At 70.6% G+C, this 11,883-nt stretch carries 10 protein-coding genes; 8 read left to right on the plus strand and 2 right to left on the minus strand.

Annotated features, from left to right (window positions below; genetic code table 11):
* Positions 1-60 precede the first annotated feature (60 nt).
* The 6 genes from eccD to ESG85_RS01435 all read left to right on the plus strand — a co-directional run bounded on the left by eccD (position 61) and on the right by ESG85_RS01435 (position 7,356).
* Positions 61-1,533 (plus strand): type VII secretion integral membrane protein EccD, encoded by a 1,473-nt coding sequence (gene eccD / locus ESG85_RS01410; RefSeq protein ID WP_128976158.1) that lies wholly within the window; start codon positions 61-63, stop codon positions 1,531-1,533.
* Between the two features lie 410 nt (positions 1,534-1,943).
* Positions 1,944-2,234 carry a 30S ribosomal protein S15 gene (rpsO, locus tag ESG85_RS01415; protein ID WP_128976159.1) on the plus strand — a complete coding sequence of 97 codons (291 nt, stop codon included), beginning with the start codon at positions 1,944-1,946 and terminating at the stop codon, positions 2,232-2,234.
* Between the two features lie 270 nt (positions 2,235-2,504).
* Positions 2,505-4,715: a polyribonucleotide nucleotidyltransferase gene (locus tag ESG85_RS01420; protein ID WP_128976160.1), complete on the plus strand. Its 2,211-nt coding sequence runs from the start codon at positions 2,505-2,507 to the stop codon at positions 4,713-4,715.
* Positions 4,712-6,091, plus strand: a complete 1,380-nt coding sequence (locus ESG85_RS01425) for a M16 family metallopeptidase (RefSeq protein WP_128976161.1) — start codon at positions 4,712-4,714, stop codon at positions 6,089-6,091. The genes ESG85_RS01420 and ESG85_RS01425 overlap by 4 nt, the downstream gene beginning before the upstream one ends.
* Positions 6,092-6,157: 66 nt before the next feature.
* Entirely contained in the window at positions 6,158-6,910 is a 753-nt protein-coding gene (gene dapB, locus ESG85_RS01430; RefSeq protein WP_128976162.1) for a 4-hydroxy-tetrahydrodipicolinate reductase, read from the plus strand.
* Between the two features lie 5 nt (positions 6,911-6,915).
* Positions 6,916-7,356 carry a hypothetical protein gene (locus ESG85_RS01435; RefSeq protein WP_128976163.1) on the plus strand — a complete coding sequence of 147 codons (441 nt, stop codon included), beginning with the start codon at positions 6,916-6,918 and terminating at the stop codon, positions 7,354-7,356.
* Between the two features lie 172 nt (positions 7,357-7,528).
* Here the strand turns inward: ESG85_RS01435 and ESG85_RS01440 are convergent, their stop codons facing one another.
* Together ESG85_RS01440 and ESG85_RS01445 are read right to left on the minus strand one after the other, a co-directional pair.
* The gene (locus ESG85_RS01440; RefSeq protein ID WP_128976169.1) at positions 7,529-8,095 is read right to left on the minus strand and encodes a hypothetical protein; all 567 of its coding nucleotides are present in this window, start codon (positions 8,093-8,095) and stop codon (positions 7,529-7,531) included.
* Between the two features lie 53 nt (positions 8,096-8,148).
* Positions 8,149-8,388 carry a hypothetical protein gene (locus ESG85_RS01445; RefSeq protein ID WP_164986135.1) on the minus strand — a complete coding sequence of 80 codons (240 nt, stop codon included), beginning with the start codon at positions 8,386-8,388 and terminating at the stop codon, positions 8,149-8,151.
* Positions 8,389-8,733: 345 nt separating this feature from the next.
* Here ESG85_RS01445 and dapA point away from each other — a divergent pair, with 345 nt between their 5' ends.
* Together dapA and ESG85_RS01455 are read left to right on the plus strand one after the other, a co-directional pair.
* Complete coding sequence (gene dapA, locus ESG85_RS01450) at positions 8,734-9,633, plus strand: 4-hydroxy-tetrahydrodipicolinate synthase (RefSeq protein WP_128976164.1); 900 nt, start codon at positions 8,734-8,736, stop codon at positions 9,631-9,633.
* A 166-nt stretch (positions 9,634-9,799) separates the two neighbouring features.
* Positions 9,800-11,485, plus strand: a complete 1,686-nt coding sequence (locus tag ESG85_RS01455; protein ID WP_128976165.1) for a ribonuclease J — start codon at positions 9,800-9,802, stop codon at positions 11,483-11,485.
* Positions 11,486-11,883: the final 398 nt, after the last annotated feature.

Consider the following 11,883-nt stretch of genomic DNA (forward strand, 5'->3'; position numbering starts at 1 on the left):
CCGGTCCCCGGTAGGGTGGCGCCGCACCGTGCGCAACCGCGAATCAGGGGGTCCAGACACGTGAGTACGACCGCAGCGACCGGTTTCTGCCGCGTCACCGTCGTGGCGCCGGACAGCCGCATCGACGTCGCACTCCCCGAGGACATCGCCGTCGCCGACGTCTACCCGGAGATCCTCCGGCTCACCGGGCAGACCCAGCCGGCCGGCGCCCCCGCCGGCTACCACCTGGTCCGCCGGGACGGCACCGTCCTCGACGGCGCCCGCACCCTCGCCGCCCAGCAGGTCCTCGACGGCGAGGTGCTCTCGCTGCGCCCCTTCGCGCAGTCCCTGCCGCCCGCCGTCTACGACGACGTCTCCGACGCCGTCGCCTCCGCCGTCACCCGCGACCGGCACCTGTGGAGCGACGAGCTGCTGCGCGGCGCCGGTCTCGTCGGCGGGGTGCTGCTGCTCGTCCTCATGGGCTTCGTGCTCTGGTTCGCCGACCCGGTCCGCCACGACATGCACAGCCTGCCCGGCATCATCGCGGGTGCCGCCGGCGTGCTGCTCACCGCCTTCGCGGGCGTCCGCGCCCGGGTCTACGGCGACCGCGCCACCGCCGTCGCGCTCGGCCTCGGCGCGCTGCCGCTGCTGCTGATCGCCGGCTCCGGAATCCTCGCGCCCGACGCCGGCCAGGGCCCGGGCCGGCTCCAGTTCCTCCTCGGCTGCGTCACCGTCCTCGTCGCCTCCGTCGCGCTGGTCGCCCTCACCCCGAGCGGCGACGCCCCCTTCGTGGCCGCGACCTTCCTGGCCACCGTCGGCACCCTCGCCACCTTCGTCGCGATCCTCACCGAGGCCTCGGCCACCCAGACCGCCGCCGTGTGCGTGCCCGTCGCCATCGGCCTGGTCGCGTTCCTGCCCGGCCTGTCCGCCCGCTTCGCCCGGCTGCCCATCGGCTACGCCTCCCCGCGCAGCGCCGCCGACGACGAGTTCCTCGCCGATCCGCACCAGCCGGCCCCGGAGGCGCAGCCCGTCGACGGCGAGCGCATCGCGCTCCAGGCCCGCCGCGGCCACGAGATGCTCCTCGGCCTGGTGGGCGGCTGCGCCGCGGTCGTCGTCGGCTCCAGCGCGGTCCTCGGCTTCGCCGGCAACACCTGGGGCCAGCTGCTCGCCCTCGCCGCGGGCCTCGCGATGCTGCTGCGCGCCCGGCTCTTCCGCTACACCTCGCAGGTCGCGTCCGTCCTGGTCGCCGGCCTCGCCGCCATCGCCCTGCTGATCCTCGGCCTCTCCCTGAACCCGCCGGTCGACCTGGTCAAGGACCTCCTGATGTACGGGGACCGCGGCGGCCTCGACATCCGTACGATCTGGCTGACCGCGGCCGTCGCCGCCGGCGCCGCCCTGGTCACCGCGATCGGCCTGATCATCCCGCGGAAGGGCCTCTCGCCCTTCTGGGGCCGGCTGCTCGACCTCGCCGAGGGCTTCGTGCTGCTCTCCCTGGTCCCGCTGTGCCTCGCCGTCCTCGACGTGTTCATGCGGGCCCGCTCGCTCACCGGCTGAGCCCGGCTCCGGCAGCCCCGCCCCGGGGCGACCACGGCGGGAGGCGCCGACGGTAAGGCCCCCGGAGCCCCGGCCTCCGCTCCGGGAGCCCGGCCCCTACGGCTCCGGAGCCCCGGCCTCCGCTCCGGGAGCCCGGCCCCTACGGCTCCGGAGCCCCGGCCTCCGCGCCGGGAGTCCCGGCCTCCGCGCCGGAGTCCCCGCCTCCGCTGCGGGAGCCCCGCCCCCGGGGCCGTACGCCGAGCTGGTACGCTGTGTGACGGCCGTTTGTGTACGCGCTCCCGGAAACCGCCACGGGTCTCCCGTGGAATCGGGGAGCAGCGCTCATCGGACCTTCGCTCGCGAGTCACGGAAGTTTCCCCTGAGACCAAGACCAGGGGCACTCGTGGGCGCACGAACCAGAGGAGATCCGCGTGGCTCTCGACGCCGCCGTCAAGAAGCAGATCATGGCCGAGTTCGGCACCAAGGAGGGCGACACCGGCTCCCCCGAGGTCCAGGTCGCCATGCTGTCCCGCCGCATCTCGGACCTGACCGAGCACCTCAAGACCCACAAGCACGACCACCACTCCCGTCGTGGTCTGCTGATCCTGGTCGGTCAGCGCCGCCGTCTGCTGCAGTACCTGGCCAAGAAGGACATCCAGCGCTTCCGTACGCTGGTCGACCGCCTCGGCATCCGCCGCGGTGCGGCCGGCGGCGCCAAGTAAGACGCCGTGAAGGGAGCGGTTCCCACTTTCAGGGGGCCGCTCCCTTTGCTGTACGTGCGTGATGTGCCCACCGGCACTTAGTCTGGTCACACAACGCCACACAGGCGCGCGAGAAGCAGCCGGCACGACGCCGGTCCTCGGTAGTGGCCCCCGGACTCATCCCGGGAGCTTCGATCGAAGACCGGCCCCGCCAAGACAGCGCTTCTCCCGCACCGTCCCCGCGCCACACGGGCGCCCGGACGCAAAGACGAAACGTAGGAGAAACCGCTAGTGGAGAACGAGACCCACTACGCCGAGGCCGTCATCGACAACGGCACGTTCGGCACCCGCACCATCCGCTTCGAGACCGGCCGCCTCGCCAAGCAGGCCGCCGGTGCCGCCGTCGCCTACCTGGACGACGACACCATGGTCCTCTCGGCGACCACCGCCTCGAAGAAGCCCAAGGACCAGCTCGACTTCTTCCCCCTGACGGTCGACGTCGAGGAGCGGCAGTACGCGGCCGGCAAGATCCCCGGCTCCTTCTTCCGCCGCGAGGGCCGCCCCTCCGAGGACGCGATCCTCACCTGCCGCCTGATCGACCGCCCGCTGCGCCCGTCCTTCAAGAAGGGCCTGCGCAACGAGATCCAGGTCGTCGCCACGATCATGGCGCTCAACCCCGACCACCTGTACGACGTCGTCGCGATCAACGCCGCGTCCGCGTCCACGCAGCTGGCCGGCCTGCCCTTCTCCGGCCCGATCGGCGGCGTCCGCGTCGCGCTGATCCGCGGCCAGTGGGTGGCCTTCCCGACGCACTCCGAGCTCGAGGAGGCCGTCTTCGACATGGTCGTCGCCGGCCGTGTCCTGGAGGACGGCGACGTCGCGATCATGATGGTCGAGGCCGAGGCCACCGAGAAGACCATCGAGCTCGTCAAGGGCGGCGCCGAGGCGCCGACCGAGGAGATCGTCGCCGCGGGCCTCGAGGCCGCGAAGCCGTTCATCAAGGTCCTCTGCAAGGCCCAGGCCGACCTCGCCGCCAAGGCCGCCAAGCCCGAGGGCGAGTTCCCGGTCTTCCTGGACTACCAGGACGACGTGTACGAGGCCCTCTCCGCCGCCGTCCGGGGCGAGCTCGCCCAGGCGCTCACCATCGCGGGCAAGCAGGACCGCGAGGCCGAGCTGGACCGCGTCAAGGAGATCGCCGCCGAGAAGCTCCTCCCGGCCTTCGAGGGCCGCGAGAAGGAAATCTCCGCCGCCTACCGCAGCCTCACCAAGGCCCTGGTGCGCGAGCGCGTCATCAAGGACAAGGTCCGCATCGACGGCCGCGGGATCACGGACATCCGTACCCTCGCCGCCGAGGTCGAGGCCATCCCGCGCGTGCACGGCTCGGCGCTGTTCGAGCGTGGCGAGACCCAGATCCTGGGTGTCACCACCCTCAACATGCTCCGCATGGAGCAGCAGCTGGACACCCTCTCCCCGGTGACCCGCAAGCGCTACATGCACAACTACAACTTCCCGCCGTACTCCGTCGGCGAGACCGGCCGCGTCGGCTCCCCGAAGCGCCGCGAGATCGGCCACGGCGCCCTCGCCGAGCGCGCCATCCTGCCGGTCCTGCCGTCGCGCGAGGAGTTCCCGTACGCGATCCGCCAGGTGTCCGAGGCCCTCGGCTCCAACGGCTCGACGTCCATGGGTTCGGTCTGCGCCTCCACCATGTCGCTGCTGAACGCCGGTGTGCCCCTCAAGGCCCCCGTCGCCGGCATCGCCATGGGCCTGATCTCCCAGGAGATCAACGGCGAGACGCACTACGTCGCCCTCACCGACATCCTCGGTGCGGAGGACGCCTTCGGCGACATGGACTTCAAGGTCGCCGGTACGAAGGAGTTCGTCACCGCCCTCCAGCTCGACACCAAGCTGGACGGCATCCCGGCCTCCGTCCTGGCCGCGGCCCTCAAGCAGGCCCGCGACGCCCGCCTCCACATCCTCGACGTGATGATGGAAGCGATCGACACCCCGGACGAGATGTCCCCCAACGCCCCGCGGATCATCACCGTGAAGATCCCCGTGGACAAGATCGGCGAGGTCATCGGCCCCAAGGGCAAGATGATCAACCAGATCCAGGAGGACACCGGCGCCGAGATCACGATCGAGGACGACGGCACCATCTACATCGGTGCCCAGGTCGGCTCGCAGGCCGAGGCCGCCCGTGCCACGATCAACGGCATCGCCAACCCGACCATGCCGGAGGTCGGCGAGCGCTACCTGGGCACGGTCGTCAAGACCACCACCTTCGGTGCCTTCGTCTCCCTGCTCCCGGGCAAGGACGGCCTGCTGCACATCTCGCAGATCCGCAAGCTCGCCGGCGGCAAGCGCGTGGAGAACGTCGAGGACGTGCTCGCGATCGGCTCGAAGGTCCAGGTCGAGATCGCCGAGATCGACCAGCGCGGCAAGCTCTCCCTGATCCCCGTGATCGAGGGCGAGGACGAGGCGAAGGACGACACCGACCAGTGACGTCCCGCAGTTCTCGTGCGACGGCCCGCCCCTCCTCCGAGGGGCGGGCCGTCGCCCGTACCCAAACGCTCCTCCCGGGCAAGGACGGCATCGGCACCGTCCGCCGCACCACGCTGCCCGGCGGCCTCCGCATCGTCACCGAGACCCTGCCGTCGGTGCGCTCCGCCACCTTCGGCATCTGGGCGCACGTCGGCTCCCGCGACGAGACCCCGGCGCTCAACGGCGCCACCCACTACCTGGAGCACCTCCTCTTCAAGGGCACCCACAAGCGGTCCGCCCTCGACATCTCCGCCGCGATCGACGCGGTCGGCGGCGAGATGAACGCCTTCACGGCGAAGGAGTACACCTGCTACTACGCCCGGGTCCTCGACACCGACCTGCCGCTGGCGATCGACGTCGTCTGCGACATGCTCACGGGCTCGCTGATCCTCCCCGAGGACGTGGACGCCGAGCGCGGCGTCATCCTCGAGGAGATCGCGATGACCGAGGACGACCCCGGTGACGTCGTGCACGACCTGTTCGCGCAGACCATGTTCGGCGACACCCCGCTGGGCCGCCCGGTCCTCGGAACCGTCGACACGATCAACGCGCTCACCCGCGACCAGATCGCCCGCTTCTACAAGAAGCACTACGACCCCACCCACCTGGTCGTCGCCGCCGCGGGCAACGTCGACCACGCCACGGTCGTACGGCAGGTCCGCCGCGCCTTCGAGAAGGCCGGCGCCCTCACCCGTACGGACTCCCGCCCGGTCGCCCCGCGCGACGGCAGGCGCACCCTCCGGACGGCGGGCAGGGTCGAGCTGCTCGGCCGGAAGACCGAGCAGGCGCACGTGGTCCTCGGCATGCCCGGCCTGGCCCGCACCGACGAGCGCCGCTGGGCGCTCGGCGTGCTGAACACCGCCCTCGGCGGCGGCATGTCCTCCCGTCTCTTCCAGGAGGTACGGGAGAAGCGCGGGCTGGCCTACAGCGTGTACTCGTACACCTCGGGCTTCGCCGACTGCGGACTCTTCGGGGTGTACGCGGGCTGCCGGCCGAGCCAGATCCACGACGTGCTGAAGATCTGCCGGGACGAGCTCGACAAGGTCGCGAGCGACGGACTCACCGACGACGAGATCGCCCGCGCCATCGGGCAGCTCTCCGGCTCGACCGTCCTCGGCCTGGAGGACACCGGCGCGCTGATGAACCGCATCGGCAAGAGCGAGCTGTGCTGGGGCGCCCAGATGTCGGTCGACGACATGCTGGCGAGGATCGCCGAGGTCACCCCGGACGACGTGCGCGCGGTCGCCCGCGACGTACTGGAGCAGCGGCCCTCGCTGTCCGTGATAGGCCCGCTGAAGGACAAGCAGGCGGATCGCCTCCACCAAGCGGTCTCCTGACCCGGACGCGTCAGGCGTCACGGGTCACGAGTCCACGAGTCCACGAGTCACTGAGGGAAGAGAGCAATGAGCAAGCTGCGCGTGGCGGTCCTCGGAGCCCAGGGCCGCATCGGCTCCGAGGCGGTCAAGGCCGTCGAGGCCGCCGAGGACATGGAACTGGTCGCGGCCCTGGGGCGCGGCGACAAGCTGGAGACCCTGGCCGAGACGGGGGCGCAGGTCGCCGTCGAGCTGACCACTCCCGCCTCGGTCATGGGCAACCTCGACTTCTGCGTGCGCCACGGCATCCACGCGGTGGTCGGCACCACCGGCTGGACCGAGGAGCGCCTCGCGCAGCTCGACGCCTGGCTCGCCCAGTCCCCGGAGACCGGTGTCCTGATCGCGCCGAACTTCTCCATCGGCGCGGTCCTCACCATGAAGTTCGCGCAGATCGCGGCGCCGTACTTCGAGTCGGTCGAGGTCGTCGAGCTCCACCACCCGAACAAGGTCGACGCGCCCTCCGGCACCGCCACCCGCACCGCCCAGCTGATCGCCGAGGCCCGGTCGAAGGCAGGCTGCGCCCCGCAGCCCGACGCCACGACCACGGCGCTCGACGGGGCGCGGGGCGCGGACGTCGACGGCGTCCCGGTGCACGCGGTACGGCTCCGGGGCCTGCTGGCCCACCAGGAGGTGCTGCTCGGCGGCGAGGGCGAGACCCTCACGGTCCGCCACGACTCGCTGCACCACTCCAGCTTCATGCCGGGCATCCTGCTGGGCGCCCGCCGCGTGGTGACCGCTCCGGGCCTCACCTTCGGCCTGGAACACTTCCTGGACCTGGGCTGACGGTCATGGGCGGAAAGATCACGTACGTCTTCCTCTCCACCATCCTGGTGCTCGTCTTCGGGGTGGTGGGGATGGAGGGCGTCCTGCTGCTGCTGACCGGCGAGCCGGCGGCGATGGGCATGGGCGCGGTGGCGTTCCTGCTGCCGCTGGTCGGCGGCTGGTTCCTGTGGAAGAACACCCGCTTCGCGCGGATGGCGAACCGGCTGGCCGCGGAGCTGGAGGCCGAGGGCGGGCTGCCCGTCGACGAGCTGAGGCGCACGGAAGGCGGCCGCATCGACCGCGACTCGGCCGACGAGGTCTTCGCCCGGCGCAAGGCCGAGACGGAGGACTCGCCGGACGACTGGCGCTGCTGGTTCCGGCTGGCGGTGGCCTACCACGACGCGCGGGACACCCCGCGCGCCCGCAAGGCGATGCAGCGCGCGATCACCCTGCACGCGGCCGGCTGAGGGCTTCCGCGGTGGGCCGACGGCTCTGGGGCACGCGGCGGCTGAGGGCTTCCGCGGTGGGCCGACGGCTTCTGCGTTCGCCGACGGCTCCGGGGCACGCGGCCGGCTGAGGGCTTCCGCGGTCGACTGACGGCTCCGGGGAGACGGGGCCGGCTGAGGGCTTCCGCGCCGGTCAGACGGCCTGGAGCGATCCCGCGTACTCCGCGTTCCATGCCTCGATCGTGTCCGCGGCGCGGTCGAAGGCCTCGACGCGGGAGAGGAAGTCGGCGTTGCGGTCGGTGAGCAGCGTCGCCTGCTCACCGTTCTGCCGGACGAGCACCAGGGCCTGGCCCTGGACCGTACGGGGCAGGCCCAGCCAGCGCACCGGCTGCTGGACGGTGCGCACGGTGCCGGCCTGCGGCCACGGGACGGTCCGCGTCACGAAGAAGCGCACGTGCCGCAGCCCGGCCCGGCTCACCCAGACGCCCATGCGCAGCACGCGCAACGCGATGCCGATGATCAGCAGCGCGAAACCGAAGGTGAACAGGGCCCCGCCGACCGCGCCCGCCGCGGCGATGACGACCGCCGCGAGCAGCACGAACGAGGCCAGCAGCAGCGCGAGCGCGGCGAGCCCCACCCGCCACGGGCCGGGCCGGTACGGACGACGCCACTGGTCGTGGTCGGCGAACGGCAGCGCGACGTCGTCGATGTCGTCGTCTGCGTCGAAGTCGCGGTCGGCCGTCAGGAAGGGCAGGGGCACGGCGGGGTCTCCACTCACAAGCACGTTCGGTGACTGTGCCCGGTGAGGCTACCTCAGCGCCCGTCGGAAGCCTCGGACTGATGCCGGTGACCGCTCGCGTCCCCGGGCTCCAGGGACGGCATGCCGAGCACGAGGGCACCGACGAGCCCGGCGACGAGCGTCAGGCCGAGCAGCGTGCGGCCGAGGACCTGGGAGACGGTGGGACGTTCACGGGGCGGGGGAGTGACGTTACTGCGAAAGCGGTCGGACTCCGCGACGAACGCGAACGGTACGGGCTCTCGCCGGCGCAACATCAGGGCCACTCTCCTCGGGGCGTTGCTGAACGTGTGGGTCACCGGTAGAGACGAGCACGGCGAGGATTTGGTGCCGATTTTTCATCAAAGCGGCCTAATCTCCTTCTGAAGGAGGAGGGAGGCGTCGGCCGCAGGACCCATGCGGGACCTCGCTCGTCGCCCCGTCACGTACGCAAGTACGAAATTCGCGCGCGATGTGTCCGTATTGCGACGTTTCGTGAAGTTCATCTAGGCTGATCAAACGGACCCGGCACTGCCTGAACCCCCGAGCAGGCAGTGCCGGGCTCCCCTTATCGCGTCCCCCGAGGGGACCCCTGGCGCTGAGCAGCGAGTAGCGTGTTACCCATGGCTCCGATCTCCACTCCGCAGACCCCCTTCGGGCGGGTCCTCACCGCCATGGTCACGCCCTTCACGGCGGACGGCGCACTCGACCTCGACGGCGCCCAGCGACTCGCCACCCACCTCGTGGACGCAGGCAACGACGGCCTCGTCGTCAACGGCACCACCGGCGAGTCCCCCACCACCAGCGACGCGGAGAAATCGCAGCTCGTACGGGCCGTACTGGAGGCGGTCGGCGACCGCGCCCACGTCGTCGCCGGCATCGGAACCAACGACACCCACCACACGCTCGAGCTGGCCCGCGCCGCAGAGCGCGACGGCGCACACGGCCTGCTCGCCGTCACCCCCTACTACAACAAGCCCTCGCAGGAGGGCCTCTACCGGCACTTCTCGGCCATCGCCGACGCCACCGGGCTCCCGGTGATGCTCTACGACATCCCCGGCCGCAGCGGTGTCCCGATCGACACCGAGACCATCGTCCGGCTCGCCGAGCACCCGCGGATCGTCGCCAACAAGGACGCCAAGGGCGACCTCGGCCGGGCCAGCTGGGCCATCGCCCGCAGCGGCCTCGCCTGGTACTCCGGCGACGACATGCTCAACCTGCCGCTGCTCTCCGTGGGCGCTTGCGGCTTCGTCTCGGTGGTCGGCCACGTCGTCGCCCCGGAGCTCCGCGCCCTCGTCGACGCCTACCTCGCCGGTGACGTCCAGAAGGCCACCGAGATCCACCAGCGGCTGCTCCCGGTCTTCACCGGCATGTTCCGCACCCAGGGCGTCATGACCACCAAGGCCGCCCTCGGCCTCCAGGGTCTCCCGGCCGGTCCGCTGCGGCTGCCGCTCGTGGAGCTCTCCGCCGAGGAGACCGCCCAGCTCAAGATCGATCTTGCCGCCGGCGGGGTACAGATCTGACACCAGACTTCACAATCGAAGATCCGTAACTGAACACACACAACTGAACACGCGTAACTGAAGATCCGTAACTGAAGATCCCTAACCGAACACGACAGCAAGTGCACGAATGTCATACGCGCCACGTGCCGAGCCGGTACGTGGCGCGTGTGGTGAGGAGAACCTTTTGAGCCATCCGCATCCTGAACTCGGCGCCCCGCCGAAGCTGCCGAAGGGCGGCCTGCGCGTCACCCCGCTGGGCGGCCTCGGCGAGATCGGCCGCAACATGACGGTCTTCGAGTTCGACGGCCGTCTGCTGATCGTCGACTGCGGCGTCCTCTTCCCCGAGGAGGAGCAGCCGGGCGTCGACCTGATCCTGCCCGACTTCACCACCATCCAGGACCGCCTGGACGACGTCGAGGGCATCGTCCTGACCCACGGCCACGAGGACCACATCGGTGCCGTGCCGTACCTGCTCCGGCTCAAGCCGGACATCCCGCTCATCGGCTCCCGGCTGACCCTCGCCCTCATCGAGGCCAAGCTCCAGGAGCACCGCATCCGCCCCTACACCCTCGAGGTGGCCGAGGGGCACCGCGAGCGGTTCGGCCCCTTCGACTGCGAGTTCATCGCCGTCAACCACTCCATCCCCGACGCCCTGGCCGTCGCCGTCCGCACCCCCGCGGGCATGGTCGTCCACACCGGCGACTTCAAGATGGACCAGCTGCCGCTGGACAACCGCCTCACCGACCTGCACGCCTTCGCGCGGCTGAGCGAGGAGGGCATCGACCTCCTGCTCACCGACTCGACGAACGCCGAGGTCCCGGGCTTCACGCCGCACGAGCGCGACATCTCCAGCGTCCTGCGCAACGTCTTCGCCAACGCCCAGAAGCGCATCATCGTGGCCAGCTTCGCCAGCCACGTGCACCGCATCCAGCAGATCCTGGACGCCGCCCACGAGTACGGCCGCAGGGTCGCCTTCGTCGGCCGCTCCATGGTCCGCAACATGGGCATCGCCCGTGACCTGGGCTACCTGCGCGTCCCCGCCGGTCTCGTCGTCGACGTGAAGACCCTCGACGACCTCCCGGACGACGAGGTCGTGCTCGTGTGCACGGGCTCGCAGGGCGAGCCCATGGCCGCCCTCTCCCGGATGGCCAACCGAGACCACCAGATCCGGATCGTCCCCGGCGACACCGTGATCCTGGCGTCCTCCCTGATCCCGGGCAACGAGAACGCGGTCTACCGCGTGATCAACGGCCTGACCCGCTGGGGCGCCAACGTCGTCCACAAGGGCAACGCCAAGGTGCACGTCTCGGGCCACGCCTCGGCCGGCGAGCTGCTGTACTTCTACAACATCTGCAAGCCGAAGAACCTCATGCCGGTCCACGGCGAATGGCGCCACCTGCGCGCCAACGCCGAGCTCGGCGCGATGACGGGCATCCCGAAGGACCACATCGTCATCGCCGAGGACGGCGTCGTCGTCGACCTGGTCGACGGCCGTGCCCGCATCACCGGCAAGGTCCAGGCCGGCTACGTGTACGTCGACGGCCTCTCGGTCGGCGACGTCACCGAGAGCTCCCTCAAGGACCGCCGGATCCTGGGCGAAGAGGGCATCATCTCGGTCTTCGTGGTGGTGGACTCCTCCACCGGCAAGATCGTGGGCGGCCCCAACGTCCACGCCCGGGGCTCCGGCATCGAGGACTCCGCCTTCGACGCGGTGCTCCCGAAGATCGACCAGGCCCTGAACAAGTCCGCCCAGGACGGCGTGGTCGAGGCGCACCAGCTCCAGCAGCTGATCCGCCGCACGGTCGGCAAGTGGGTCTCCGACACCTACCGCCGCCGCCCGATGATCCTCCCGGTGGTCGTGGAGGTCTGACGGATCCCCTGGCGGATCCTGACGGACCGTCCGCCGCGGCCCGGGAGGGGGGGCGCCTCGATTTGCATCGGGGCGCCCCCCTCCAGTACGTTTACGGCTCCGCCGGAGGGGAAGCCCCGGGCACCGCTGTGTGCCGGGAGGGTCGAACCGGGAGGCGGGAAATCCGGCTCAGAACTTCTGATAAAGTCGGATCGCGCCGGAAGGCCCCGGAAAGAAGACGAAAGTCGGAAAGCCGGGAACGGAAAGCGCAGAGGAAATCGGATCGAAAACATCTGATAAACTCGAAACCGCCGGAAGGGCCCGGAGCCAAAGCGAAAGGGACCGGAAAGCACCGAGGAAATCGGATCGGAAAGATCTGATAGAGTCGGAAACGCAAGAACGAAGGAAGCCCGGAGGAA

It is taken from the genome of Streptomyces roseicoloratus (assembly GCF_004117935.1).
GTDB lineage: Bacteria > Actinomycetota > Actinomycetes > Streptomycetales > Streptomycetaceae > Streptomyces > Streptomyces roseicoloratus.

Bases quoted from the DNA above. Each gene is read 5' to 3' on its own strand.
- dapB (WP_128976162.1), top strand. From the start codon at position 6,158: ATGAGCAAGCTGCGCGTGGCGGTCCTCGGAGCCCAGGGCCGCATCGGC.
- ESG85_RS01445 (WP_164986135.1), bottom strand. From the start codon at position 8,388: ATGTTGCGCCGGCGAGAGCCCGTACCGTTCGCGTTCGTCGCGGAGTCC.
- dapA (WP_128976164.1), top strand. From the start codon at position 8,734: ATGGCTCCGATCTCCACTCCGCAGACCCCCTTCGGGCGGGTCCTCACC.
- ESG85_RS01435 (WP_128976163.1), top strand. From the start codon at position 6,916: ATGGGCGGAAAGATCACGTACGTCTTCCTCTCCACCATCCTGGTGCTC.